The following is a 25,916-nucleotide window of genomic DNA, read 5'->3' as shown; positions in this document are numbered from 1 at the left end:
TCCGGTGGACGTCACGCGGTGACGATGTGGAGATGGGAGAGCACCCAGGCGTTGAAGCGCTCGGGCTGCTCCTGGTTGGCCAGGTGACCGGCGTCCTTGACGATCACGTAGGCGGACCGGTGGAGGGCACCGGCCAGGAACTGGGAGGCGTCGGGGCCGGTGACCCGGTCCTGCTCGCCGCACAGGACGAGTGCGGGCGCGGTCACGGCGGGCAGCTCGGCCCGCAGATCGGTGGCGGCCATGGACTCGGCCGCGTACCCGTAACCGGGCAACCGGACGGCCGCGGCCATCGTGCCGGTGACCCGGCGGACCAGGCCCTCGGGCGCGCCGGGCGAGAGCAGGCGCGGGGCACGCTCGGCGGCGAAGGCGCGGGGCCCCTGCTCGCGCAGCCGGGCGGCGCGCTCCCGCAAGGCCTCCGCCGTGCCCGGTTCGCCGCCCGACCCGGGGGTGGAGTCGGCAAGGATCAGCGAGGCGACCAGCCCGGGGTGACGCAGGGCGAGCCGTTGGGCGACGACGCCGCCCCAGGAGACGCCGAGTACATGCGCGCGGGATCCGGGGGCGTCACCGGCGCCGCGCGAGCGCAGCAGTGCGGCGGCGACGTCGGCGAAGTCCTCCAGCCGCATCGGCCCCTCCGGGTCGGCCGAGGCCGCGTACCCGGGCGCGTCCCAGGCGAGCACCCGGGCGTGCGCGCCCAGTTCGGCCAACTGCGGTCCGAAGGCGGCCGAGGAGGAGCCGATGCCGTGCAGGCACAGCAGCAGCGGCCCCTCGCTGCCGGACTCGGCCACATGCAGCCCGTCGAGGGCGTAGGCGGGGGAAGACGGGGCGGCCGTGGCCGGTGCCTTCGGTGCGGCCGTCACAGGATCTGCCCCGCCCGGTGGGCCAGCGCGCCCACGGAGCGCAGCACGGCGTAGGGCACCACCTGACTGGTGGCCGGGTTGCCCGGGTCGGGCAGGTGGTTGGCCTCGAAGCGGTAGGAGCCGTACGGCCCGGCCGCCTCGATGACATGGGAGGTGTGGGCGGCGGCAGGGTCGGCGACGACGCGGACACGCACGGCGTCCAGGTCGCCGACGGCCAGCGCCACCGAGGCGGCCACGTTGGTGGACCGGGGGAAGCGCGCGGGCACGTCCCGGGCCGTGCCTGTCATCACCTCCACCGGTTCCGTGGCCGTGCGCAGGCGCGCCAGCAGGTCCTCGCCCATCCAGGGCTGTTCGAGCGTGGCGGGCAGTTTGGTGGTGGTCAGCCGCACTTCGGTGAGCGGCCCCATGGCACGGGCGGCCTGGAGCAGGTCGAGTCCACCGACCGCGCCGCCGGTGAAGTGGACACGGCCGGGGGCGGCGGCCAGCAGCCGCTTGGTGAGCTCGTCGTCGGTCAGCGCGCCCGTCGAGGCGAGCAGCAGATCGGTACCGGTGGCCAGCACCCGCTCGCCCCACTCGCGGACGAATCCGGGACCGGCGGCCTCCACCAGGAGATCGCAGTGGTCCAGTGTCTCCTCGACGGACGTCTGCGGTGCGGGAGCGGAGCCGCCCAGGGGCCGGTTGTCGACGACGCGGGTCAGTGCGGCGCCGGGCACGTGCCCCGCGGCGAGCGCAGTGCCCACGGTGCGGCCGATGGCGCCCCAGCCGACGAGCCCTACGGCGAGCCGGGTCATGCGAGGGCCTCCTGTGCTGCGGCGGCGGGGGCGGTGGGAGCGGGGCCGCGGGGAGCAGTAGGCGGCGTGACGGGGCTGCCGTCCGCGGTGCCGGCCATGTGGCACCGGATGGTGGGCGACGGCGGGCCCGCGGTGCCCCACAGGTCGGAGAGTTCGGGGGTGCGGCGCCACACCTTGGCGATCCAGCGGTCCTCCTCGACCTGGGCCACCTCGGAGGTGTACTCGCACACCAGCCCTGTGGGGTCGGTGAAGTAGGAGAAGGTGTTGTTGCCGGGCCCGTGCCGGCCGGGGCCCCACTTCGGGACGACGCCGTGGTGCCGCAGCCGGCCGAGGCCGCGCATGAAGTGGTCGACGGACGGCATCTCGTAGGCGACGTGGTTGAGCGATACCCAGTCGGCCTGGTTGAAGGCCACGCAGTGGTGGTCCGCGTTGCAGCGCAGGAAGGCCATCTGGTGCTCGGACCAGTCCGAGACCCGCATCCCCAGCACCTCTCGGTAGAAGGCGACCGAGGCGTCGATGTCGGTGGTGTTGAGGACGGCGTGCGTCACCCCCACAGGTACGGCCTCCTCGCGCCCGCGCGGCGGCACGGCCCAGGTCTCGGCGGACAGTTCGATCTGCCGTCCCTCGTGGTCGCTGAAGCGCAGCCCGTAGCCGCCGCCCACCTGGTCCAGCGGCCCCGGCCCGGCGCCGGGGCGGATGCCGTGTGCCTCCAGCCGGCGCGCGGCCTCGTCCACCTCGGCGGGGGTCCCGACGGCGAAGGAGAGCCTGCCGAGCCCGATGCGGTCGGAGCGGGTGAGCTGCAGGGCGTGGTGCTCCTCGCCGGTGCCCCGCAGCCAGCTCGCGCCCTGCTCGGCCTCGACGACCCGCAGGCCCCACACCTCCTCGTAGAAGCCGGCGGCCTCGGTGAAGGCGGGGGTGAGCAGTTCGACGGAGCGCAGCGCGCGCAGCCGCGCGACGGGTGGTGCGGGGGTGTGGGGTGCAAAGCGCGCGGAGGGGTGGGGCATGCCGGTTCTCCAGACGTGCGGGAAGCGGGGCGTGTCTCAGGCGGCGGACGCGGGCGGCCGCGGCAGGATCCGAGGGGTGGGCAGGGGTGGGCGGCCGGTGCGGGTGCGGTTCAGGAAGCCCAGGGGTGCGGGTCCTCGGACGTTCCCCAGTAGACGGATTTCTGGCGCTGGTAGGCGCGGATGGCGTCGCGGCCCTTCTCGGTGCCCAGGCCGCTGTCCTTCACCCCGCCGAACGGGGTGGAGATGCTGAACTGCTTGTAGGTGTTGATCCAGACGGTTCCGGCCTCCACCCGCCGGGCCAGCCGCCAGGCGGCCAGCGGGTCGCGGGTCCAGATGCCGCAGGCGAGGCCGTAGACGGTGCCGTTGGCCTGCCGCACCAGGTCGTCCTCGTCGTCGTAGGGGAACGCCGTCAGGACGGGGCCGAAGATCTCCTCCTGGCACACCCGCGAGGTGGGTGGCAGCCCGTCGATGACGGTGGGCAGGTAGTAGGCGCCTTTCGCGTAGGGCTCGCCGGTGGGTGCCGCGCCGCCGCACAGGATGCGTCCGCCCTCCTTGCGGGCCAGTTCGACCCAGTCGGCGACGGCGTCCCGGTGCTGGTGATGCACCAGCGGCGCGACCTGGGTGGCCGGGTCCGTGCCGGGACCGACGCGGAGCCCACGCACCCGTTCGACGAGCGCGTCCAGGAACTGCGCGTACAGCTCCCGGGCCACGAACAGCCGTGAACCGGCCACGCAGGACTGGCCGCTGGAGGAGAAGATGCCGAACATCACCCCCGCCAGGGCCGCTTCGATGTCGGCGTCGGCCCGCACGATCGTCGGCGACTTGCCGCCCAGCTCCAGCGAGGCGGGGATCAGTTTCTCCGCGGCGACCCGGGCGAGTTCACGTCCGGTGCGGGTACCGCCGGTGAAGCCGATGCGGCCGACCGACGGGTGCCGCGCCAGGGCTGCTCCGACGGTGCGCCCCGAGCCGGGCAGTACCGACAACAGGCCCGGCGGAAGGCCGTGTTCGGCCAGGGCCGTGCTGACGAGCCGGCCGAGGGCGAGGGAGACCAGCGGCGTCCACTGCGCCGGTTTCAGGAGCACGGCGTTCCCCGCCGCCAGGGCAGGGGCGAGCTTCTGCGCATCGCTGGCGACGGGCGAGTTCCAGGGGTTGACGGCGGCGACGACGCCGAGGGGTTCGTGGACGCTGAGGGTGAGGTAGGGGCCGCGGGAGGGGGTGAGGGCGTCCTCGGCCGTCTCCAGCGCGGCGGCGGTGTAGCGGAAGGTACCGGCCGCGCTCCGGGCCAGTGCACGGGTCTCGGTGAGGGTCTTGCCGGTGTCTGCGGTCTGCAGTGCGGCCAGCTCCCCTGACTCCTGCTCGACGAGGTCCGCGACGCGGTACAGCAGGCGGGCCCGTTCGTGCGGCAGCAGGTCGCGCCAGGCGGGTTCGGCCGCCGCGCGGGCCGCGGCCCGCGCGGCCTCGTCCACCTCCTGCTCGGAGGCCGAGTGGAGGGTGGTGAGAACGCTGCCGTCGGCGGGGTCGATGCTCTCGGTCGACTCACCTGTTCCGCGCCGCCACTGCCCCGCGAGGAGGATCTCGTCCGCTGGGATGCGTGGCATCTGTGGCCTCCGGCAGGTGGCAGTTGGGGGATGTGCACGAGTCGATGTACTCAAGCGCTAGAAATCTAAGGGCTTAATTATTAGCTCGCAAGGGTGGCGCCGGATCGATTTTCGGCTGTCCAACCCCTTGACGCCCGCCGAAGGAAGAGCGGTAGAACTTAAGCGCTAAGAGGCTTGGTGCTTACCGAGCAGCCTGCTGACGGGGTGGCCGGCCTGCCGGGCAAGCTGCTTGCCGGGCCGCCGGCTTCGGGCCCCGCCACCGTTCCGCTTCCGCTCGCCCACCGCAACCGACCGCCGCGCCCCTCCCGCAAGGCCGCGGCGCCGACGCACCCGCCGCAGCCCACGCCCGCGGCCCGATCCGCTCCCCTCGGTCACCACAGACGGCGGCGGAGCCGAAGGACTCCCTCCATGACGCTCGACGCACACGCACACCAGGAGCCCCCGCCTCCGCCGCAACCGCCCCCACCCGGAACCGTCCCCGCCGACGTGGCGGCCCGGTTCGAACGTCTGCCGTTGTCCCGCTGGCACGTCACCGTCCGGCTGATCGTGGGCGTGGTGACCTTCTTCGAGGCCTTCGACCAGCTTCTGATCGCCTATGCGCTGCCCCAACTCCGCGCCGAGTGGCACCTGAGCGCGACGTACTCCACGACGCTGCTGACCGTGGGCTCGGTCGGCATGCTGGTGGGGGCCGTGGTCTCCGGCCGCCTGGCCGACCGGTACGGCCGGGTGCGGGTGATCGCCGCCTGCATCGGTCTTTCCGGCCTGTGCAACCTGCTGCTGACGCTGTGCGCCGCGCCGGAGCCCTTCATGGCGGCCCGCTTCGTCCAGGGCCTGGCCATCGGCGGCGAAGTCCCCGTCGCCGCCACCTTCATCGCGGAGATCACCCGCAGTCACCGCCGCGGTCGCTTCGTCCTGCTGTACGAACTGGTCTTCCCGGCCGGGCTCACGGTGGGTGCCCTGCTCGCCGCCTGGCTGGTGCCGCTGCTGGGGTGGAGGTGGATGTTCGGCATCGCGGCCGTACCCGGGCTGCTGTGCCTCCTGGTACGGCGCCGGGTCCCCGAGTCACCACGCTGGCTGGCGGACCACGGCCGCCCCGAGGAAGCGCTCCGGGTGATGGCCCGGATCGAGGCAGAGGTGGAACGGGTCACCGGCTCCCCGCTGCCGCCGCCCGCCGCCCCGCACCCGGTCGCCGCACCGGCCGCGCCCGACGACCGGGCCAGGGGCGGGCTCCGCGAGCTGCTGTCCCAGGACTACCGGCGCCGCACCCTCGTCATCGGCGTGCTGTGGTTCGCCGGATACTTCGTCAACTACGGCATCACCTCCTGGCTGCCCACCATCTACGAGACCCGCTACCACCTACCGCTCGACGACGCACTGCTCTACTCGACCGTCACCTCGTGCGCGGGCCTGCTGGGCTGCGCGCTGGTCGCCCTCACGGTCGACCTCCTCGGCCGCCGCCGCACCGTCACCGGCTGCCTTGCCCTGTCCGCGGCGGCCCTGCTCGTTCTCGGCCTCTTTGGTGGGGACACGGCGGGAGGCGTCCTGGTGTGGACATCGCTCGCCGCCGTGTTCTTCTTCGGCTCCAACATCTGCCTCTACCTCTACACACCCGAGCTGTTCCCCACCCGCATGCGTGCCCTGGGCAGCAGCGTCGGCGGTGCCCTCAACCGGGTGGGCGTCATCCTGGGTCCGATCGTCGTCGGCGCCGTCTACGCGGGCGGGCGGTTGGCGGTCGTCTTCCTCAGCCTGGCCGCGGTCGCCGCCGTCGGGGCGTTCACCGCGGGCCTCGGCGCCGAGGAGACGGCCGGGCGCCGGCTGGAGGACATCGCGCCGTGAGCGAGGCGCCACCCGCAACTCCCGGCAACCCGGCTCCGTCTGCTCCCGCACGGGCGCCTGCCGTTGTCTCCCCGGCCGCCTCGCCGCTGTCCACCCCCGCCTACGCCACGACCAGCCAGTCGTCCCGTTCCGATGCCTCGGAACGCACCTGGATCGAAAGGTCGTTGTCGACCGTGTAGTACGGCTTCACCCAGTGGGCCGGACCCCCGCGGCCCGGCACCTGCTGCGCGGGATAGGTGAAGATGTTCTTCTTGTCCGGGATGTCGTCGAGTATCCGGGCCAGGCGGACCGGCTTCTCGGTCTCCGAAGGCCTCAGCCACAGGTCCCACACGGTCTGCCCCGCCGGCAGAGCGCCGAGAGGCAGCGCGGCGACGAACCTGCTCTCCGCACCGCGTCCCTCGGCGGCGTCCTCGGCGGAGGCCCGCCGCCTGGTGCGCTCCTCGCCCTCCCCGCGCACCGGCACACGCACGGGAGCCGCCGCGGAGTCGCGGGGACGGGCCTCCAGGCATGCGGTGGCGGTCAGCAGCGCACCGTGGAGCCTGCCGGAGAGGACGAGCGTGCCGTCGGCGAAGAGCAACGATCCCGCCTCCGCGTGCGTACGGCGGTGCCACGCGCGCACGGTCAGGTTGCCGTACTTGGTGGTGTAGGGGATCCGGACAGCGAGCCCCGCGTCCTCGTCGAACGGCACGCCGTCCATGAGGGGGCGCAGATCGCTCACCCCGGGCAGCAATCGCTGCGGCTCCTCGTCACCCAGGGCGAGGAAGACGTCCCAACGCCCCTCCCGGAGCCGCGTGCCAGGTGGGAGCGTGGCGCGCAGTGCACCCCCCGGCGTCGCACGGCTGAGCGGCAGTCGGAGGGAGGCGTCCGGGCCGTGATGACGACGCAGACGCAGGAGCACGGCCGCAGCTCCCAGCGCGTCGAGAACCCCGGGTTCCTTGGCGGCCCCGTCGAAGAGCCGCACGTCGAAGGTGATCCCCCCGGTGCTGTCGGCCGTGCAGTCGGCGCGTGGGCTGCGGGCGGGGCGAGCGGTGGTGGGGCCGTCGCTCGGCCGGATTGCCACCGCTACCTCGCGAGGTGAGGTCCTGAGCGCCTGCTGGGTCATGTCCGTGCTCCTTTCAGGGCGTATCCCACTCCGGCCCGGGCTGTCTCCCGGGCCGCGTACGCGCCGCCGAGCAGGGCGCCGCGTGCTCGGTGCAAGGTGCCGGCCCGCCGGTTCACCAGCGAGGTCAGCAGGTCCTCACAACGGCCGGCCACATGTGCGGGGTCGAACCGGGCCGACGCGGTGAGGGCGGCCCTGCCCATCCGCACGCGAAGGTCCTTGTCGTTGATGAGGCGGAGCAGCGCGCCGGAGATCGCCGGCACATCGCCCGTGGGGACCAGAAGTCCGTCACTGCCGTCGCGGATGATTTCCCCGGGCCCGTGCGGGCAGTCGGTGGCCACGACCGGAAGACCGCACCGCATCGCCTCGACGATGGTCATCCCGAAGGACTCCAGACTCGACGTGACGGCGCACACCGCCCCCTTCACCCACTCCGCCTCGATGGGGTTCGCCGAACCCATCAGGAAGACGTGGTTGTACAGGCCGAGTTCGTCGATGAGGTTCCGCAGCTTGTCGCGCTCACGGCCGTGACCGTAGATGCGCAGACCCCAGTCGGGACGCTCGCGGACCACCTCGGCGAAGGCGCGGATCAGCACGTCGTAACGCTTGGCCGGGGCGAGCCGGCCGGCGGCGACGACCCACTTGCCGCTGCCGTCCGCGGGGGCGACCTGCGGCGCGGGCACGCTGTTGGGGAGCGCCTCGACGCGCACGCCGGGCAGCCGCAGGTTGCTGCGGTAGTCGCGGGCGTCGGCTTCCGTGACGGTGGTGAGCGCGTCCAGCCGGGGATAGGTGCGGCGCAGCAGCCGCTTCAGCCGGGCGGAGTGCGTGGCGAGCGTGAGGTGCTCCTGGCCCAGGCGCACGGGACCGCGGCGCGTCTGGCGGGCCACGTGCACATTGAGTCCGGGGCGCGTGCCGATGACGACGTCCGCCTCGGTGTTCCGCAGGTACTCGCCGATCCGGCGGTCCGTCAGCATGCTGTGCTGGGAGAACTGGCCGTCGGCGGCGGGGAACACCCGGGCCGGCCGGGCGTGTTCCGGATCGCCGCCGTCATAGGACGGCCTGTGCCGACGCATGTCGACCAGTGACGTCAGCCGCACGCCGTTGCCGGGCTCGAAGAAGGGCCGGTCCCGGTAGCGGAAGACCGACACCACCTCGACCTCGTGGTGCTCTGCGAGCGCCTGCGCCAGGTTGAAGGTGGTGCGGACGGTTCCCCCCATCCCGTACGCGCTGAAGATCAGAAAGGAGATGTGCATGGTTCCTCATATCCCTATGTCTGCGGAGAGCGTGACGACGCCGGTGGCGCCGCCTGCGACACGAGATGCCGGGACCCCCCCTCCATCTCCTGCTGCTCGGTGGTCTGCATGAGGTTCGATGACGCTCCCGCCAGGAAAGTTCACGCCCTTCGGGATGTTTTTCCATGACTGGCGATCCCAAGACGGGAATAGCCCTGATGTCAGTGCGTCCGACGCGGAATCCGTACGGCGGGAGAACGCCCGAGACGTGCACCTGGGCACCGTCGGCGCGTCCACCCCATGCGCTAGCCACCTAGCGTGCTAGCATTGACGCCGAGACTCTCGGGCCAGGAGCCCCGGTCGCCCGCGGGGCCCCGGGCTCCCGCCGAGACCGACCGCGACGACGACAGGGGAGACCATGACGCAGGAACAGGCCGAGCCACCGGACAACACCGCGGTGCGGACCGCCCTGTGGCGGGCACTGCATCTGAAGGCCGACCCACCCCCGCATGTGGTCGTGGACGAGATCGGCCTGCAACTGGCGGACCCCGGGGACGACTGGCGCCACCGCGCGGACATGGATCCGCAGGCCACCAGCGGGTTCCGGGCGTCCATGGTGGCCCGCGCCCGGTTCGTCGAGGATCTGGTCGCCGAGCAGGCCGACCGGGGCGTGACCCAGTACGTTGTCCTGGGGGCCGGCCTGGACACCTTCGCCCAGCGCAGGCCGGAGCTCGCCTCCCGCCTGCGGGTCTTCGAGGTCGACCAGCCCGGTACCCAGACCTGGAAGCGCCACCGACTGGTCGAGCTCGGCTACGGCATCCCGGACTGGCTGCACCTGGTGCCGGTCGACTTCGAGGCAGGCGCCTCGTGGCCCGAGGAGCTGTCCGCTGCGGGCTTCGACCCCGGCCGGCCGGCGGTCGTCGTCTCCACCGGCGTCACCATGTACCTCACCAAGGACACCACCGCTGCCACCCTCCGCCGGATCGCCGGGTTCGCCCCAGGGACGACGCTGGCGCTGACCTTCCTGCTGCCGACCGAACTCGTCGATGCTGCCGACCGACCCGGCCTCCGGGCGAGCAGCGACGGCGCTCGCGCGTCCGGAACGCCGTTCCTCAGCTTCTTCACCCCGCAGGAGATGCTGGCGTCGGCTCACACAGCCGGCTTCAAGAGCTGCCGCCACGTCCCGGGCACCCTGCTCGCCGAGCGCTACTTCGCCGACCGCACCGACGGCCTCCGCCCGTCGAGCGGGGAAGACTTCCTGCTGGCCACCACCTGACCCTCTCCCACGCTGTGGGGCAAGCTCGCGGTCGCGGTCGGAATGCTGCTGGTCAGAGGGCGGCTCCCGCACCAGGGACGCTGCATCACCCGCGATGTGCGAGGCGGCGGAGACGGTCGCGCAGGGTGCGGGCGGCGTATCCCGTCAGGGCCTCCGCGCCGGGCTGGAGACTCGCCGGAACGAGTTGGCTGCCGCATAACTTGGGCCGCCAGGGTGTGCAACAGGCGCCGACGGCGTTCGGGGCGGGGCCTGTCGGGGGCACACGCCCGTTCACTGCGCCCGGGACCAGCACGTTCCGGGCCGACCACTGGAGGAACGACCCATGTGGCCTCATCGACCCGACTCACGCGGGGGCCTGAGCCGTCGAGCAGGACTCGCCGTCTGCGCCGCCCTTGCTCTGCTGCCCGCGACGGGATGCGGACAGGGCGCCCCGAAGGGGGACGACGACCGGCCGACCACCACCGCATCCGAGGGGTCGGCCCACCGTGACGCCGCGTTCGCTCGCCTGGAGCGGATCCACTACGCGCATTTGGGCCTCTACGCGGTCGACACCGGCAACGGCAACCAGGTCACCTGGAACGACACACGGCGCTTCTCGTACAACTCGACCGTCAAATCCTTCCTCGCCGCAGCCGTGCTGAAGAAGAACCGCAGCGATGGCGACATGGACCGGGTGCTGCACTACGACCGCTCGGACCTCACCGCCAACTCCCCGGTCAGCGAGAAGCACGTCGGTACAGGTATGAGCCGACGTGCGCTGTGCGACGCCGCTGTCCGCTACAGCGACAACACCGCGGCCAACGTCCTGTTCGAGGACATCGGTGGTCCCGGACGACTGGGTACGTTTCTGAAGACGGAACTGCACGACACGGTGACCCGCACCGACCGCGTCGAGCCCCACTTGAGCCGGTGGAGCCCCGGGGAGCAGCACGACACCTCGACGGCGCGCCAGATGGCATCCGACCTGCGCGAACTCGTACTCGGCCGCACCCTGCGCACCGCCGAGCGACGCCAACTGACCACCTGGCTGCGCACCAACACCACCGGCGACACGACCATCCGCGCCGGCGTCCCGAAGGGATGGAAGGTCGGTGACAAGACCGGCACGGGCTCCTACTACGCGGCGCGCGACGACATCGCGGTCATCTGGCCGCCCGGCCGTAAGCCGCTGGTGATGGCGGTCCTCACCTACCGCGACGGAGCGAAGAACGCCGAGGCCGACGACAAACTGCCGGCCGACGCGGCGAAGGCCGCGATCACCGCGCTCGACACCGGCCGATGACGCTCCGGGAAGTCGGCCTCCCACGCGTCCGGGAACTGGGATGCGCGTCGTCACGCAGCGGGGTCTGAGGGTGTCCGCCATGTCGTGCTTGTCGCCCCGAGGCACCGCCGCACCGTTGCCCGGCGCGGTGGAGTGTGAGGTCGCGGACGGGTGGGCCCGCTCTGCGACGCCGGATGCGCCGTCGCAATGCGTGCGAGTGAGCGCAGCCGGTGGGGCAACCGTGGCCGGAAGGCACCTGGGCAGGTACGGGGTGCTCCGCCGTACGGGATCCGCTCCTCATCCGTGTCGGTCACAGCCCTGCGCGTGCGGTGCGGGCCACGCGTCTGGTATCTGAAGGGATGACCGAAAGCCTGCCTGCCGACGTCGCCGAGGTGCTCGCGACAGTCCTGAACACGGACAGTCCGGTGCATGCTGTGCTCCGCAGGCAGGTCCCGCACCTCAGCGTGCGAGAGCGCTGCACATGCGGGTGCGGCACCGCCTCCTTCGCCCTCGACACCAGCGAGGTGGAGCCCGCACCCACCGGCCCCGGCACGGAGGTGGCGGCCAAGGCGCAGCTCGTCACCGGAACCGGCGCGTGCCCCGGTGAGGTCCTGGTCTTCACCCAAGGCGGCTACCTGTCATGGCTGGAGATCTGCTCCTGGAGCGACGGCATCGAGGTGACACTGACCGCCGCCCAGCACTGGCTGCGGACACGCTCGTGATCCCTGACGAGCGGCAACGTCTCCTCAACAGCCCTTATTTTCGCCCCGGTCCGCGGAGGAAGAGCGGGCCAGGGTGACGATCTACGCTCGCGTAATGACGATCACCTACGAGTGGCGGGGCAGCTTCGACAACGCCGAGGTCGGCGCGCTGCACGCAGAAGGCTGCAACCAACCGGGCCCGGACGTCGATTGGCTGGCCCAGGTGCGACGTCACAGCCTCGGATGGGTCTGTGCGCGGGACGACGGTGACCTCGTCGGCTTTGTCAACGTCGTATGGGACGGCGGTGCCCACGCGTTCATCCTCGACACCGTGGTCGCGGGAGGCCGTCGCCGGTCCGGGATCGGCGCAGGACTCGTCGCCGAGGCCGTCCGGCAGGCCCGCGAAGCGCGGTGCGCATGGCTTCACGTCGACTTCGAGGAGAACCTGACGTCCTTCTACTTCGACGCCTGCGGATTCGAACCGACAACGGCAGGGCTCATCGCACTCTGAGCAGGCCGGGCCCCCCGCAGCCGACGGTGCGATGGGACCGTGCATCTTTCGCCGTGTCTGAGCTGGTGGCGCTCCTTGTAGGAGCGGCCACCTCTCATGTAGGCATCGGGCCGTTCGGACGGACGGCCCTTCCGTGGCCCCTGGAGCAGGGGTCGTGTCGTTTTGACGGCGACTGCGACCCACCAGGAGACCTCGTGAACCCTCGGCACGGACGGCACCAAGATGAGCAAGAGCCGCGGGAACGCCGTCACCCTGGCCGCCGACGCCGACGAGACCGCCCGCCTGATCAAGGGCGCCAGAACGGACTCCGAGCGCCACATCACCTACGATCCGGCCACCCGCCCCGAGGTCTCGCCGCTCCTCCTGCTGGCGGCCCTCTGTCAGGGACGGCCCCCCGAGCAGGTTGCCGCCGACATCGGCTCCGCGGGAGCCGCCGCGCTGAAGAAGACCGTGACCGAGGCGGTCAACGAGCGCCTGGCCCCGATCCGGTCCCGCCGCACCGAGTACGCGAAGGACCGCGCCCACCTCCGCCGCATCCTGCGCGAGGGCAACGAACGAGCCAGGGCCGTGGCTGATGCCACCCTCGCTGAGGTGCGTACCGCGATGAACAGTCGCTACTGACACCCCCGACACCGGTCCGGGGGCTGTCGGTCCGGCCCCTGGGCCCCACCTGGTGAGGCCCTCGGGGTATGTGGGCCCGGCAGACGCTCGCGGTGGCACTGCTGCCGGGCCCGCAGCCGTGCCACCCCGCCGTCTCGGACCCCGCGTCCCGATGCGGAAGTCCGCCGACGCACCCGAACACCCCGTCGACCTCCGGAGACGGCAAGCGACCGTGCCCCGGTGGTCGACGGCGCCTGCCCCATGTCGCTGTCCGCGCCGCCGAGGTGGGGGAGTGGCCGAAGTGCAGGCGCCGTTGTCGTACGACTCCTTGACCTGGTGGTCGCCACCTCCTACGGTGACCACCTACCGGCATACGTATGCACGTCAACGCGAGCGCGGAACGGCCCTCCCCGCTCGAACCACACCGTGAGTCAAACGGGAGGTCCTGTGACCGCGACCGCTGTGCCCGCCGTCGAGGCGGGTGGCAGAACAGAGGCAACACCCGGCGAGGTTCGCAGGGCAGTCCTGGCCGGTGGAATCGGCAACTTCGTCGAGCAGTTCGACTTCGCCGTGTACGGCTACCTGGCACCTTTGATGGCCCCGGCCTTCTTTCCCGAGAGCGACCCGGTGGCCAGCGTGCTGAGCACCTACGCGCTCTTCGCGATCTCCTTTCTCATCCGACCTGTCGGAGGTCTGATATTCGGCAGGTTCGGAGACCGGGTCGGCCGGCGGACGACGCTTTCCTGGGCAATCGTGCTGATGGGCGTTCTCACCGCACTGATCGGCGTACTGCCCTCCTACGCGCAGGTCGGCTTCCTGGCGCCCGCGCTGTTGTTGGTGATCCGGGTGCTCCAGGGTGTCGTGCAGGGAGGCGAGTACGCGGGGGCCATCGCCTTCATCGTCGAATATGCGCCGCAGCGTCGGCGGGGCTTCTACGGTTCGTTCGTCTCCGTCAGCGTCTTTCTCGGCTTGCTGGGCGGCGCGGGACTTTCGTCGTTGCTGACCAGCCTCCTGTCCCACGAGGAGATGAGCGCCTGGGGCTGGAGGCTGCCGTTCCTCATTGCGCTGCCATTGGCCTTCACGGGCCTCTACCTGCGGCTTCGCATCAAGGAGACCCCGGAGTTCGAGGCCGCGACGCGCAGCGGCGACGAGGCCGTCCAAGCGCCGCTGCGGGAGGCCCTGTTGTCGCAGTGGCGTGGCATTCTGGTCTTCTGCGGTTCCTCGGTCACGCTGGCCGTCCTGTCGTACGGCTGGGTCACCTACCTGCCCCAGTATTTGAGCGGCACGCTGAAGCTCTCACAGAGCGAAGCGTTTTTGTCCAACGTCATATCGATCGGGGTACTGGTGCCGCTGCTGCCGGTGGCCGGTGCAGTCTCCGACCGCATCGGCCGCAAGCCCATGCTGGTCATCGGGGCGCTCGCCTGCATCTTCCTGGTCCCTCTTGCCTTCCTGATACTGGAAGGCGGTACGTTCCTGTCCGCGGTGCTCGGCCAGTTGGTCTACATCGTTCCGGAGTTCTTCCTCACCGGCATCGTCACGGTGTGTGCGGCGGAGTTCTTCCCGACGAAGACGCGCTACAGCGCCAGTGCGATCGCGTACAACAGCTCGTTCGCCGTCTTCGCCGGTGCGACACCCTTCCTCGCCACCTTGCTGGTGTCGGAGTTCGGCACGATCTTCGCCCTGTGGGGATTCCTCGCCACGCTCGCGATGCTCTCCCTTTTCGTGGTCCTGCGCTTCATGCGGGAGACCTACCGCAGCGCGCTTTCCGACGACAAATATGCAGCCGACCGCTGAACAGGGAGTGGGTCCGAATCCGCCACAGCCGACTGCGAGGTCCTGGGGGAGAACCACGTCGAGGAGTCGCAGAGCCGGGCCGATGGGGTCCGGGCGGCCCGGCTGCGACGGGGCATACGTATTCTCCTGAGCGGGTCCGAACGTGGCACTCACGCCAGGAAATGCGCCAATCGGCGGCTCAGTTCCGCGGCCGGCTCGACGGGGAGCGAATGGTGGGAGGCGCCGGGCAGCAACGCGACAGTGGCCTCCGGCAGAAGACGCCGGGCTCTGTTCGCCACCCGGCGTACGTCGTGGGCGCGGCTGCGCTCGGCCAGGAGCACCAGAGTGGGCACCGTGCAAGCTCTCAGGTTTTGTGCTTTCGGGCGCCGCATCGCGACGACCTTCGACCGTGCGGCCGTGGCCGTGCTTTCCAGGAAGGCCGCCCATACGGGATCCGTCGGAGCGTGGCCGGTCTCCCAGCGATGGAAAGCCCGTACGCGTCCGGCGGTGGGCCTCAGCAGCATCGGCAGCGCCCGCGTGAGGTAGCGAGGACTCATGCCGGCGAAGCAGTTGATCGGATCGATCAGTGCGAGTCGGCTGAGCCGGTGAGGCGCGTGCAGCCCGTACGCAAGGGCGATCCGGCCGCCGTAGGAGTGGCCGCACATCTGAACCGCCCCGAGCCCCGACGCGTCGAGGACGGCGTCGAGCCATGCCGTCAGGTCACCGGTACCGCGCAGCGGCGCGCCGTCGTGCACGCTGCGACCGATGTCGCCCATCAGGTCCAGGGCGTGGATCCGGTGGGTGCGGGCCAGTTGGCCGACCACCGCGAACCACGCCACGGAGGTCGTTCCGCCGCCGGGCAGCAGCACGAGGGGGGTGCCGTCCTCGGGGCCGCACATGTGGACGCGCGTGCTGCCATAGGGGGTCGGTACGTCAACGCGGTGGACCGGCACGGGCCATTGCCGTAGGACGGCGTCGTACGCCGCGAAGAAGCCGATGTTCCCCTCCGTCGCCCCGTCATTTCCCACGCCTGTGCCCCCGTCTCGGTGATGGCTGGACATCGATGATCCCGGTGAGCGAGGTATCACTGTAGGAGGCGGCATGGATGACGGGGACCCCGCTTTGGGGCTCGTCCCTTTGTTGCGAGCCTTCACGGTGGAACTGGGCCTTCTGGCGGCAGAGTTCGCCGGGCGTAGCAGACTGCACCTCACCGACGTGTGCGCGCTGATCCCCCTGCTGGACGCGGGCCGCGACGGCGTGACGGCCACCGCCGAGTGGCTGGGCGCGCAGTTGGGCGTCGGCTCGGCATCGACCTCGGCCGTCGTCGACCGCTGGAGCGTCAGGGACTCGTCCGCGGGGAGAGAGACACCCGCGGCCGGCGGATCAGTCGAGGAAGAGGCTCATGTACAGCGCCGTCTCCCCCTCCGACTCGGTGGCGCTGTAGAGGGACGTGTCCAGGCCGCAGAAGGTGAACCCCATCCGCTGGTAGGCGCGGATGGCCGGAGCGTTGATGTTCGTCACTTCCAGCCACACGTGCCCGGCACCGCATTCCCGGGCCCAGCCGATGGCGTGGTCCATCAGCGTGCGCCCGATCCCCCGGCCCTGGTACGGCCCGGCCACCTCGATATCGGCAATGATCAGTCGCTGGTTCCAGGGCTCATACCGCGTGTCGACATAGCCGCACACGAGTTCGCCATCCAGCGCGACAAACCGGCGCTCACCCTCCGACATCTCACCGGTTTCGGACTCGTCGTCGGGGAAGACCTTGTGCACCGGCCGGTCCAGCTGGGCGGGCCGAATGGTGAACCCGCCCTCGGAGCCGACGACTTCGAAGATGGTTTCCGAGCTGAACTCGCCCTTGATGACGGCGGACTTATCCCTCTCACTCTCCGCCACGCGATAGGTGATCATCTCCGCCGCCTCATGCTTGGCTGCTCTACGGTCAGGTGAGATCATTTCCTCACTGTATCGGCCCGGTGCACCACGGCGGCCGGGTCCAGCCCGCCCCGGACCACCGGCAACAGACCTGCCTCCGCGGTAAAGACCGCTCCGCCGAGCCAGACAGAGACCGCCGAACCGGCAGGGGAAGTTGCTCACCCATGAGATGCCTAGCCGATTGTGGTGAAGAAGCTTCGGATAAGCCCGTCATCACAGGTCACGAGGTATCTCTTACGTCCCGCCACACATCTCCCGGGCGTCACTTCTCTGGATCGAGACTCAGACGGCAGACCGCCTGTCAGAGCCACGGTGTGGACCGGTGACATGGCCGCACGGGACCGTATCCGGTGAGTTACCGCTGCCGAGGGGCAGGGGCAGGGGCAGGGGCAGGGGCAGGGGCAGGGGCCGGGTGCCTGGCGAGAAGGGGCCCGTGGTCTTCCGCTTCATTGTGGCGGCGATCGCTTTGGCGGCGACCGCTCACTCAGCAGGCAGGTGGCCCGCGGCGAGGAGACCGGCGAGGGCCGAGGCGGCGAACGCGGCGACGACGGTGGTGGTCTGGGCCCGGGGCCACACGACGGAGGTCGACCAGCTCAGGCTCGGGCTGCGTTCCTCGATCGGGCGCCAGACCAGGCCGGCGGGCAGCCCCGCTGCGGGCTCCTCGTTGAGATGGAGACCGCGGCCGGCGAGGACCAGTCCGTGGATGAAGTGCGGGTTGCGCGCGTGCCGGATGGCGCCGGGCAGGAAGCCGTTGTCGCGGCACGCCGTGAGGAGATGGTCGTACAGCTTCGGCGCCATCAGCCGGGGAAAGATCACCAGCGGTGAGCCGTTCAGCCGCCGCAGGCGCACCCGCTCCTGACCGGCCTCGGGATGCTCCACGGGGAGGACGACGCCGAGCGCCCGGTGGACGACGGGGCCGGATTCCAGGCCCACCGTGTCGGTCGGGTGCCGCACCATGCCGACGTCGAGGCGACCGTCGCGCAGATCGGCGAGCTGCTCGTCGGTGGTCATCTCGTTGAGGTCGAGGAGGACGCCGGGCTCCCGCGCGGAGAAGGCGTCGACCAGCGTACGCACGGTGACCGGCACCGTATCGGGCGGCACCCCGGCGCGCAGCACGCCCGCCGCGCCGGGCCGTACCCGGCGCATCGCCTCGCGGGCGGCGTCAGCACTCTCCAGCACGGGCCGTGCGTACTCCAGCAGCAGTGCACCCGCTTCGGTGAGCCGGACCCGGTGCCGGGCACGGTCGAAGAGCCGCACGCCCAACTCCTTCTCCAGGTCGCGAATGCGCTGGGACAGCGGGGGCTGCGCCATGTGGAGCCGGGCGGCGGCCCGGCCGAAGTGCAGTTCCTCGGAGAGGACGACGAAGTAGCGCAGGTGCCTGAATTCCATGCGCGAACCATATCGATGCGATATGGAACCGGGTCCGCATTGGTGTTGGCCAGCTCACCGCACCGGCTGCTTGTATTCCGGACAGCTCGCGAGCGGCCAGCAGTACAACCATGTGGGAAGGCTCAGTACCTGTGAACGCGACCCCCGGCACTTCCGCCACCAGCACCCGGCGCGACGGCAGCGACGACACCGTGCTCCTCGACCGCGAGGGATCCGTCGCCGTGGTGACCCTGAACCGGCCGGAGAAGCTCAACGCCTGGACCGCGGCGATGCGCGCCCGTCTCATCGACATCCTCGGCCAGGTCGCCGAGGACACGGAGGTGAGCGCCGTCGTCCTCACCGGCGCAGGCCGCGCCTTCTGCGCGGGCCAGGACCTGGGTGAGACCAGCGCCATCGATCCGGACGACCACGCCGCCGCGGAGGCCTGGATCGACAGTTTCGACACCCTCTACCGCGCTGTCAGGGACATCGACAAGCCGACGGTCGCCGCGGTGAACGGCGTGGTCGCGGGCTCGGGGTTCCAGTTCGCGCTCCTGGCCGACCTGCGGATCGGTCACGCCGGGGTGCGCATGGGCCAGCCCGAGCTGCTCTCCGGCATCCCGAGCATCACCGGTATCTGGGCGATGTGGGACGTCCTGGGGCGGACGAAGACGACCGAGTTCGCGCTGACGGGGGAGCTGGTCGACGGTACGGAAGCCGCGCGACTCGGCCTGCTGACCCGCCTCGTCGAGGCGGACGACGTGCGGGCTGCCGCCATCGAGCAGGCCCGCACACTGGGCGAGCTGCCGCCGGGTGCCGTGGCCCTGACCAAGGGCCGCATCCGCGAACTGGACGAAGCAGCGCTCGTGGAGGCCGTGGCCGCCGCGAAGCGGGTCCACGCGGCCGCGTACGCCACCGGCGAGCCACAGCGCGAGATGGCCCGTTTCCTCGCCGGCCGCCGCCGCTGACCTCCCGGGAGAACACCACCATGACCAGCATCGATACCGCGAACACTGCCGATACCGCCGCGGGTGCCACCGCCCCCACGGCACACCCCGGGCCCGGCCTGCCCGCCCACGAGGGCTGGGCGGTGCCCGAGCGCTACAACATGGCGGCCGACGTCGCCGACCGGCACCCCCGCGAAAAGCTCGCCCTCATCCACGAGGACCACACCGGCGCCCGCCGCGAGGTCACCTGGGGCGAGATCCAGGACCGCTCCCGCCAGGTGGCCGCGCACCTGAACCGTCTCGGAGTGCGCCCCGGCGACCGGGTCGCCGTCATGCTGCCGCAGCGCCCCGACACACCGGCCACCTACCTGGGCGTCCTGCGCACCGGCGCCGTCCTGGTCACCATGTCGCTGCTGTGGGCCGACGGGCCCATCGCCTACCGTCTCGCCGACTCGGGCACGAGCGTGCTCCTGACAGAGGCGGGTGCGACCGGGCGCGTACCGAATTTCACCGGCACCGTCGTGGACGTCGACGACCCCGCCATCGCCGCCCTGCCGCCCGAGTTCACGACGGCCGACACCCGCGCCGACGACCCGGCGCTGATCTTCTACACCTCGGGCACCACCGGGGCGGCCAAGGGCATCGTGCACGCCCACCGCACCCTGCTGGGACACAACGAGTTCCGGCACTGCCACGACCTGCGCCCCGGCGACGTCTTCTACGGTGCGGGCGACTGGGCCTGGTCGATGGCCAAGCTGATGGGCCCGCTCCGCGCCGGCGCCGTCCACCTCGTCCACCGTCCGGCGGCGGGTTTCGACCCGGCGGGACTGCTGGCCGCCATGTCCCGCAACAAGGTGACAACCGCGCTGGTCAACCCCACCTTCCTGCGCAAGATGCGGGCCGAGGTGCCGGACGCGGGCGACCGCTTCCCCCAGACGCTGCGCGTCGTGTGCTCCTCCAACGAACCACTCACCGAGGACCTCATCGGCTGGTTCCGCGAGCAGTTCTCCCTCACCCTCCTCGACTACTACGGCTCCACCGAGTCCTACCCGCTCGTGGGCAACTTTCCCGGCGTCCCGGTCAAGGACGGCTCCATGGGCCGCCCGCTGCCCGGCTGGGAGGTGACGCTCCTCGACGAGCAGAAGAATCCCGTACCGCAAGGGGAGCCCGGCGAGATCTGCCTGCGCGCACGCTCCAACCCGCAGTTCCCCCTGGGCTACTGGAACCGGCCGCAGGCCTCGCAGGAGACCTTCGGCGGGACCTGGTTCCACACCAAGGACCAGGCCTACGCCGACGAGGACGGGTACTTCTGGTTCCTCGGCCGCACCGACGACGTCATCAAGACCTCCGGCTACCGAGTGGGCCCCTACGAGGTCGAAGAGGCGCTGCGCGCCCACCCCGCCGTGGCCGACGCCGGCGTCGTCGGGGTGCCCGACCCGGTCCGCGGCCAGGCGGTCAAGGCGTTCGTGCAGCTCGCCGCCGGCCACGAGCCCGGTCAGGAGCTGGCCGATGCCATCCGTACGTACGCGAAGGAAGGCCACTCGCGGTTCGCCTACCCCCGGCACATCGAGTTCGTCGACGACCTGCCCAGGTCGGCCACCGGGAAGATCCGCCGCGCCGAGCTGCGCGCCCGCGACACCGGCACCCCACCACCCAGCGCGGACTGACGCCCTACTCATGGAGGCTCCCTTGAAGCAGGACTCCGGCCGGACCGCGGCGGACCGCAGAAAGATCACCCTGGCCACCGCGATCGGCAACTTCGTCGAATGGTTCGACTCGGGCGCCTACGCGGTTATGTCGGCGACCATCGCGGGACTGTTCTTCCCGCAGTACGACTCGACAGCCTCGCTCCTGGCCACCTGGGCGATCTTCGCGGGTGGTTTCCTCGCACGGCCGGTCGGAGCCGCCTTCTTCGGGCACTACGGCGACCGGCTCGGCCGCAACAGGGCCCTCGCGCTCAGCGTGCTGCTGATGAGCGGCGCCACCTTCTTGATGGGGGTGCTGCCGACGTACTCCGCGCTCGGGCTGGCCGCTCCCGTCCTGCTGTTCCTGCTGCGTACGCTCCAGGGCTTCTCGACCGGCGGCGAGTACACCGGAGCCTCCGCGTTCATCGTCGAGTACGCGCCGGACGGCCGGCGGGCCCGCTTCGCGGGAGCCGTACCGATGACGGTCGGCCTGGCCAGCGTGACGGGCTCCATGGTCGGCTTCGCCCTGACCGCCACGCTGAGCGACGCGGCGCTGGAGAGCTGGGGCTGGCGGGTGCCGTTCCTGATCGCGGCGCCCCTCGGCCTGATCGGCCTCTATCTGCGCTCCAAGGTCGAGGACACCCCTGTCTTCCGGGAGTTGGAGGCCCGGGAGGAGGTGGAGGCCACCCCGCTGCGGGACGCCGTCCGGATCTGCGGCCGGCAGATCGCCACCCTCTTCGGCTACAGCATCACCAACGCGGTCGGCTACTACCTCATGAGCAGCTACATGATCGCCTACATGTCGGAGGAACTGGGCTACAGCAGCAGTACAGCGATGCTCACCAGCGTCGTCGCCATGTTCTTCTACTGCCTGGCCTGCCCCGTCGCCGCACGCGCCAGCGACCGGTACGGCCGCAAACCCCTGCTGCTCGTCGCCTGCGGCGGCTTCGCGCTCCTCACCCTGCCGGCGTTCGCGCTGATGGGCACCGGACTGGCGGGGGCCATGGCCGGGACCTCCGTGCTCGGCGTGCTGGTGGCCGTCATCGGCACCTCCAACGTGCCTGCCATGGTGGAGATGTTCCCCGGCTCGCTGCGCGCCAGCGGATCGGCCATCGGTTACACCGCCGCCTACGTGCTCTTCGGCGGTACGGCCCCCTTCGCGGCCACCGGCCTGGTGGCCGCCTCGGGCACCGCACTGGCACCCGGCTTCTACCTGACGGGGCTCGCGGTCGTCTCCGCGCTGGTCGTCGCCTTCGCCTTCCGCGAGACCAAGCGCCTGTCGCTCTCCCGTACGACGCTCCTCGACGAACCGGCGCCCGCGCCGGTATCCAGCCCGGGCGCCCGGCCGCCCGCACCGGCTCCGTAGCCACGGCCGGCAGCCCGTCGGGGCGGGGAAGCACTCGCTTGCCGCCCCGACGGGCTGCCGCGTTCGCAGCGTGCCGCTGAGTAAGCAGCAACTTCACGGCGCCGAGCCGGCGACTTACCGCTGTTGCAGGCAGCTGTGACCGAGGAGCCCGGCGGCGTGTCTGCCGGGACGGTGCGTCAGACCACGGCGAGCCGGTCCACCAGGAGCTCCACCCTCCGCTCCGCGTCACCCGGCGGCAGCCGTCCCGCCCGGGTCAGGGTCGCCAGCCCGTGCAGGGCCGCCCAGAACACCTCGGTGAACAGCCCCGGGTGGACGCCGTCGCCGGCGACCTCGCCGAGGCTCTCCAACAGCGCGGCGAAGCCGTCCTTGAGAGGTTCCGGGGTGTCCTCCTGCGCGAACGCCAGGCCGCCGTCGAGCCGGAACATGGCGTCGTAGACCGCCGGGTTGCGTGCGGCGAAGTCGAGGTAGGCGCGCGCGAGGGCGGTGACCCGGGCGCGCGGGCTGTCCGCGGCAGAGGCCGCCGTCCGCAGCGCCGTGGCCATCTCTGCGGCGCCCACGAGGGCGACGGCGCCGACGATCTCGCGCTTGCCGCGGAAGTGGCTGTAGAGGACGGGTTGGCTGTATTCGATGCGCTCGGCGAGCCGGCGGGTGGTGACTGCGTCCCACCCCTGCTGCTCGGCGAGTTCGCGGGCTGTCCCCACGATGAGGCGTTCGCGGACCGCCCGTTCGCGCTCCTTGCGCTCCTGTACCGACATGCGTCGATGCTAGCACCGCTAGACAATCGAGCGGCAGCAGCGCTAGCGTCGCCTCATCGCCTAGCAATGCTAGATTTCAGGAGGGGTCGCCATGTTCAACGCACTTGAGGTCGTCACGACCGTGGTCGTCGGCGTGATGGTGGGGGTGGAGTTCTCCGTCGCCTTCGTCATCAACCCGATCCTGAACGGCCTCCCCGACGACAGCGTTCTGCGCGGACGTGCCCACGGAGGCCGGATGCTCGGCGCCGTGATGCCGTTCTGGTACGTCGGCTCCCTCGTCCTCGTCGGCATCTGGGCCTTCGCCGGACGGCACCGCCACGGCACCGGCCTGGTCGTCACCGCTGCCGCGTTGCTGATCCTCAGTGTGGTCATGTCGATCCTGCTGCTCGTCCCGATCAACAACCAGGGCAAGGAGTGGACCGTCGACAACCGGCCCGCGGACTGGAAGCAGCAGATGAACCGCTGGGACCGCTTCCACTACGCCCGCGTCGCCGTCATCATCGCCGCCTTCGCCCTGCTGGTCGCCGCCCTCACCTGAGCCTCACGGCCCCCGCGAGCACCCGGGAGGGAGCCCGCTCGTCGAGGGCGACCCCACTCGATCCGCGCCCGCTCCCCGCGCAAGCGGCGGGGAGCGGGAGGTCTCCACTCAGAGCGAGTCGCTCTTCACGCACAGGACGAGATCGTTGGGCTGGCGCGATCGTTCCGCCCCGTCGAGCAGGTTCTGCGTGGACACCGCGGTGACGCCCGCGTACGCCACCAGCAGCCCGGTGATCACCAGCATGGCGAGCGGGCCTCGTGGACGCACGGCCTGGGCGCGCCTTCTCCACCACTGGCGGGCGACGAGGACGAGGGCTGCCAGCGCCGTCGCCAGGCCTCCGTAGGTGAGCACCACACGCGACCACGAGACGTCGATCGGGTGGTTGCCGCACATCGCCCTGCTGTCCTCACCGTTGAGGTGCTGGACGAGGACGACGGTCACGGCCGAGACGGCGGCGAGGAGGAGGGGTGCCCATATCTGCCGTGGACCGTGCGGGCCCCGGTACGGCGGGGCGGGTGGCAGCACGGTGTTCAATCCTCCACGGAACGCGGTGAGTTGGGCGGAAGTTCTATCAGACAGCCCTCATCGGGCCCGAACCGGTGCCGGCCTTGCTGTCGGCGGTGCGATGCATGAGACTGCTCCGCACGCTCGGCGGCATGAGCCACCTGGCCACCTGGGGTCGTGTCAGTGGTGTCGGGCACACTCGACCATGGGACAACGAACGGATCGACGGGGGAAGCCAATGACCATCAGTTACCGACGAAGGGGCGTGAAGGGCGCGCTCGTGGTGGGCACCGGACTCGTACTCACTCTCTCGTCGTTCGCGGCCTGGGGCGCGGTCGACGGCTCGTCGCACCGGGATGCGGCCGGCCGCGAGGAGCAGTATCAGAAGGTCATCAACGATCCCAAGCCCACCGCAGGCGAGGTGGTCGGGATCGCCGGGGCGCCGTCCGACGTGGCCGTGGGCGAGGACGGCGCGATGACGCTCGCGTACAACCCGACCAATGTCGAGGACGACGAGGGCCCGGCGGCTTTCGCCTGGCGGCTGTTCGATCCGGACGGCGAGAAGGTCGCCGAGTACGCCGTGCACACGAACGCAGACACGACACAGGGCCGGTTCCATGCTGTGCGGGGCGGCTTCCTCTTCTTTTCCGGCGGAGAGGACACCGGCGGTACGGACGGCTCCTTCCTCCTCGACGAGCAGGGCAGGAAGCACCAGGTGAAGCGCGCGGAGAAGGCACGTGCCACCCGCGCGGGCGACGTGCTGGTCTCCGCGTCCGAGCCCACGCTCGCCTACCGGCCCGCCACCAAGTCCCTCGCCCCGGTCGCGGGCCTCCCGGACGGTGTCAGCAAGGCGGCCGTGGACGACAAGGGAACGACCTGGGGCATCGACTCGCCGTTGGGTGGTGAGCGGGACGCCGTCGTGTGGGTACGGGAGGGAACGCGGCACCGCAGCGAGCTGCCTGCTGACACCCTGGGCGGCGAGGTCGCCGCGAACGGCGGCACCGCCGTCGTCGCGTTGACCGACGCACCCGGGGGCGGGGACGACGAACCGGTCGTGCAGGCGCTCCGGTTGAGCGGGGACGGCGGCGAGAGCTGGCGCACCGTGCCGAGCTCCTCCGATCTGCCCTTGGACGAACTGACGAAGAACGCCGACGCCCTGCAACTGGACGTGCTCGCCGACGGCCGGATCCTCGTCGGCGAGCAGGGCGGACACGCCTGGCTGGCCGACTCGGGGGAGAACCGCTCCTTCCACGAGCTGAAGCGCCCGGCCCCCTTCCAGCAGATCACCGGCGAGGGCGCCACCCTCTTCGGCATCGCGGACGCCGAGTACCCCTCGTACGACTTCGTCAAGGGTGAGGGACTGTGGCGCTCGAAGGACGGCGGACAGAAGTGGACGCGCTTCGAGCCCGGCGGCGGCGCGGACTGAACGAGCACCAGCCGTCTCGACGCCCCCCCCCCGGATATGGGAGCGCGGCCCGGCGCCGCGGTCCATCCGGGGGCGGGCGGTCGGGCTCGTCGAGCCGGGCCGCCCCACTCCGTTGCACGAGCGCAGCAGTCGGGCGTCTGCGCAACCGTCCGTGACGTCGGCCCCGGAGACCAGCTCTCCGGATCGCGAGATCCTGGTCGAGTCTCGCGGAGTACGATTCCGCGTCCGAGCGGTACCGGGTCAAGGGCGTGACGGGGCCGGACGAATACCACGAGATGTACCCGGACGCTGCCTCCGACCCGGTATCGACGACAACGCCTACACCAACGTGACGGCCTCCTGAGTGCTCACCCGTGCCCCCGAACTGGTGCGAGAACTGCCGCACCCTACCTGTTTGGGCCCGGAGCACTGGCTGACATGCCCAGCGAGACTTCTTCCATGTACCGCCAGGCTTCCGGCCGGCGCTCGCGGGAGAGAAGCCAGCCGTGCAACGTCCTCCGTCTCGGCCCTGCGCCCGCAGGGGAGTTGCGCGCTTACAGCTTCACGATCCGCTTGCGCGAGCCCTGGGGAGTGGCCGTGGACGTCACCAGTGAGACGGTGAGCGTGAGCCTTCCCGCATCGGAGCGGTTCCCGTTGCAGTTCGCTGTCGGGCGTCGACTCGTCACGCCGCAACCGGGGGAGACCCGCACCCTCGAACGGGGAGCGGATGGCCCGTAGAAGCTACGGCGTGTCCTGGACCGATACGCCCCGGGCGCCAAGGCTCGCGGGCCGCGACCTGCTGGCTTGCCGAACCCGGAGGAACTCGCCCACCTCGCTGAGGGCGCGGCCATGGCGTGCTCGCCGAGGCAGCGGA

At 71.1% G+C, this 25,916-nt stretch carries 23 protein-coding genes and 2 pseudogenes; 14 read left to right on the top strand and 11 right to left on the bottom strand.

The genetic code is table 11. From position 1 onward, the window contains the following. Positions 1 to 11: 11 nt before the first annotated feature. The 4 genes from H297_RS0105280 to H297_RS0105265 all read right to left on the bottom strand — a co-directional run bounded on the left by H297_RS0105280 (position 12) and on the right by H297_RS0105265 (position 4,250). Positions 12 to 857: an alpha/beta fold hydrolase gene (locus H297_RS0105280; RefSeq protein ID WP_027736193.1), complete on the bottom strand. Its 846-nt coding sequence runs from the start codon at positions 855 to 857 to the stop codon at positions 12 to 14. Further along, on the bottom strand, positions 854 to 1,648 hold the full coding sequence (locus H297_RS0105275; RefSeq protein WP_027736192.1) for an aspartate dehydrogenase domain-containing protein: 795 nt from the start codon (positions 1,646 to 1,648) through the stop codon (positions 854 to 856). Before H297_RS0105275 ends, H297_RS0105280 begins: the two co-directional genes overlap by 4 nt. Then, the gene (locus tag H297_RS0105270) at positions 1,645 to 2,652 is read right to left on the bottom strand and encodes a VOC family protein (RefSeq protein WP_027736191.1); all 1,008 of its coding nucleotides are present in this window, start codon (positions 2,650 to 2,652) and stop codon (positions 1,645 to 1,647) included. The genes H297_RS0105275 and H297_RS0105270 overlap by 4 nt, the downstream gene beginning before the upstream one ends. Before the next feature lie 110 nt (positions 2,653 to 2,762). Beyond that, the gene (locus tag H297_RS0105265) at positions 2,763 to 4,250 is read right to left on the bottom strand and encodes an aldehyde dehydrogenase (RefSeq protein ID WP_027736190.1); all 1,488 of its coding nucleotides are present in this window, start codon (positions 4,248 to 4,250) and stop codon (positions 2,763 to 2,765) included. A gap of 408 nt (positions 4,251 to 4,658) precedes the next feature. On the opposite strand from H297_RS0105265, the gene H297_RS0105260 reads away from it, so the two are divergent. Next, positions 4,659 to 6,086, top strand: a complete 1,428-nt coding sequence (locus H297_RS0105260; protein ID WP_027736189.1) for an MFS transporter — start codon at positions 4,659 to 4,661, stop codon at positions 6,084 to 6,086. Positions 6,087 to 6,186: 100 nt separating this feature from the next. On the opposite strand, the gene H297_RS34615 is transcribed toward H297_RS0105260, so the two are convergent. After that, the gene (locus H297_RS34615; RefSeq protein ID WP_051351551.1) at positions 6,187 to 7,188 is read right to left on the bottom strand and encodes a hypothetical protein; all 1,002 of its coding nucleotides are present in this window, start codon (positions 7,186 to 7,188) and stop codon (positions 6,187 to 6,189) included. Continuing rightward, entirely contained in the window at positions 7,185 to 8,438 is a 1,254-nt protein-coding gene (locus H297_RS0105250) for a glycosyltransferase family 4 protein (protein ID WP_027736188.1), read from the bottom strand. The genes H297_RS34615 and H297_RS0105250 overlap by 4 nt, the downstream gene beginning before the upstream one ends. Positions 8,439 to 8,835: 397 nt before the next feature. Here H297_RS0105250 and H297_RS0105245 point away from each other — a divergent pair, with 397 nt between their 5' ends. The 6 genes and pseudogenes from H297_RS0105245 (at position 8,836) to H297_RS0105220 (ending at position 14,560) form a co-directional block, all read left to right on the top strand. Next, on the top strand, positions 8,836 to 9,693 hold the full coding sequence (locus tag H297_RS0105245) for a class I SAM-dependent methyltransferase (protein ID WP_027736187.1): 858 nt from the start codon (positions 8,836 to 8,838) through the stop codon (positions 9,691 to 9,693). 322 nt (positions 9,694 to 10,015) lie between these two features. Next, a complete protein-coding gene (bla, locus tag H297_RS0105240) occupies positions 10,016 to 10,975 on the top strand; it encodes a class A beta-lactamase (RefSeq protein WP_051351550.1) in 960 nt (319 codons plus the stop codon). 338 nt (positions 10,976 to 11,313) lie between these two features. Next, positions 11,314 to 11,676: a hypothetical protein gene (locus tag H297_RS0105235; protein ID WP_027736185.1), complete on the top strand. Its 363-nt coding sequence runs from the start codon at positions 11,314 to 11,316 to the stop codon at positions 11,674 to 11,676. A 94-nt stretch (positions 11,677 to 11,770) separates the two neighbouring features. Then, positions 11,771 to 12,166: a GNAT family N-acetyltransferase gene (locus H297_RS0105230; RefSeq protein ID WP_027736184.1), complete on the top strand. Its 396-nt coding sequence runs from the start codon at positions 11,771 to 11,773 to the stop codon at positions 12,164 to 12,166. A gap of 201 nt (positions 12,167 to 12,367) precedes the next feature. Further along, positions 12,368 to 12,787 (top strand): annotated as a pseudogene (locus H297_RS34610) (tryptophan--tRNA ligase); the annotation flags it as partial. 426 nt (positions 12,788 to 13,213) lie between these two features. Further along, entirely contained in the window at positions 13,214 to 14,560 is a 1,347-nt protein-coding gene (locus H297_RS0105220; RefSeq protein WP_027736183.1) for an MFS transporter, read from the top strand. Between the two features lie 149 nt (positions 14,561 to 14,709). Here the strand turns inward: H297_RS0105220 and H297_RS0105215 are convergent, their stop codons facing one another. The 3 genes from H297_RS0105215 to H297_RS0105205 all read right to left on the bottom strand — a co-directional run bounded on the left by H297_RS0105215 (position 14,710) and on the right by H297_RS0105205 (position 17,863). Next, positions 14,710 to 15,567 carry an alpha/beta fold hydrolase gene (locus tag H297_RS0105215; RefSeq protein WP_051351549.1) on the bottom strand — a complete coding sequence of 286 codons (858 nt, stop codon included), beginning with the start codon at positions 15,565 to 15,567 and terminating at the stop codon, positions 14,710 to 14,712. A gap of 355 nt (positions 15,568 to 15,922) precedes the next feature. Further along, positions 15,923 to 16,495 carry a GNAT family N-acetyltransferase gene (locus tag H297_RS0105210; protein WP_051351548.1) on the bottom strand — a complete coding sequence of 191 codons (573 nt, stop codon included), beginning with the start codon at positions 16,493 to 16,495 and terminating at the stop codon, positions 15,923 to 15,925. A gap of 459 nt (positions 16,496 to 16,954) precedes the next feature. Further along, positions 16,955 to 17,863 (bottom strand): LysR substrate-binding domain-containing protein, encoded by a 909-nt coding sequence (locus H297_RS0105205; RefSeq protein WP_027736180.1) that lies wholly within the window; start codon positions 17,861 to 17,863, stop codon positions 16,955 to 16,957. Between the two features lie 131 nt (positions 17,864 to 17,994). On the opposite strand from H297_RS0105205, the gene H297_RS0105200 reads away from it, so the two are divergent. The 3 genes from H297_RS0105200 to H297_RS34600 are packed head-to-tail and all read left to right on the top strand — an operon-like array spanning position 17,995 to position 21,840. Beyond that, complete coding sequence (locus H297_RS0105200) at positions 17,995 to 18,810, top strand: enoyl-CoA hydratase/isomerase family protein (RefSeq protein ID WP_486589412.1); 816 nt, start codon at positions 17,995 to 17,997, stop codon at positions 18,808 to 18,810. 20 nt (positions 18,811 to 18,830) lie between these two features. Further along, complete coding sequence (locus H297_RS34605; RefSeq protein WP_078513757.1) at positions 18,831 to 20,456, top strand: AMP-binding protein; 1,626 nt, start codon at positions 18,831 to 18,833, stop codon at positions 20,454 to 20,456. A gap of 22 nt (positions 20,457 to 20,478) precedes the next feature. Then, a complete protein-coding gene (locus tag H297_RS34600) occupies positions 20,479 to 21,840 on the top strand; it encodes an MFS transporter (protein WP_486589411.1) in 1,362 nt (453 codons plus the stop codon). 176 nt (positions 21,841 to 22,016) lie between these two features. Here H297_RS34600 and H297_RS0105185 read toward each other — a convergent pair whose 3' ends face one another. After that, entirely contained in the window at positions 22,017 to 22,595 is a 579-nt protein-coding gene (locus tag H297_RS0105185) for a TetR/AcrR family transcriptional regulator (protein WP_027736178.1), read from the bottom strand. Positions 22,596 to 22,686: 91 nt separating this feature from the next. On the opposite strand from H297_RS0105185, the gene H297_RS0105180 reads away from it, so the two are divergent. Further along, positions 22,687 to 23,133, top strand: coding sequence for an anthrone oxygenase family protein (locus tag H297_RS0105180; RefSeq protein WP_027736177.1), 447 nt, complete (start codon positions 22,687 to 22,689; stop codon positions 23,131 to 23,133). 108 nt (positions 23,134 to 23,241) lie between these two features. On the opposite strand, the gene H297_RS0105175 is transcribed toward H297_RS0105180, so the two are convergent. Continuing rightward, positions 23,242 to 23,658 carry a hypothetical protein gene (locus tag H297_RS0105175; protein ID WP_158693645.1) on the bottom strand — a complete coding sequence of 139 codons (417 nt, stop codon included), beginning with the start codon at positions 23,656 to 23,658 and terminating at the stop codon, positions 23,242 to 23,244. A 217-nt stretch (positions 23,659 to 23,875) separates the two neighbouring features. On the opposite strand from H297_RS0105175, the gene H297_RS34595 reads away from it, so the two are divergent. The 3 genes and pseudogenes from H297_RS34595 to H297_RS44025 all read left to right on the top strand — a co-directional run bounded on the left by H297_RS34595 (position 23,876) and on the right by H297_RS44025 (position 25,780). Beyond that, on the top strand, positions 23,876 to 25,063 hold the full coding sequence (locus H297_RS34595; protein ID WP_158693644.1) for a hypothetical protein: 1,188 nt from the start codon (positions 23,876 to 23,878) through the stop codon (positions 25,061 to 25,063). A gap of 176 nt (positions 25,064 to 25,239) precedes the next feature. Beyond that, a pseudogene (locus tag H297_RS42565) lies at positions 25,240 to 25,403 on the top strand (hypothetical protein); the annotation flags it as partial. A gap of 77 nt (positions 25,404 to 25,480) precedes the next feature. Further along, positions 25,481 to 25,780 carry a glycosyl hydrolase family 65 domain-containing protein gene (locus H297_RS44025; protein WP_027736175.1) on the top strand — a complete coding sequence of 100 codons (300 nt, stop codon included), beginning with the start codon at positions 25,481 to 25,483 and terminating at the stop codon, positions 25,778 to 25,780. Positions 25,781 to 25,916: the final 136 nt, after the last annotated feature.

Source organism: Streptomyces sp. CNT360 (assembly GCF_000424785.1).
This window is presented reverse-complemented; position numbering and strand designations above follow the sequence as displayed.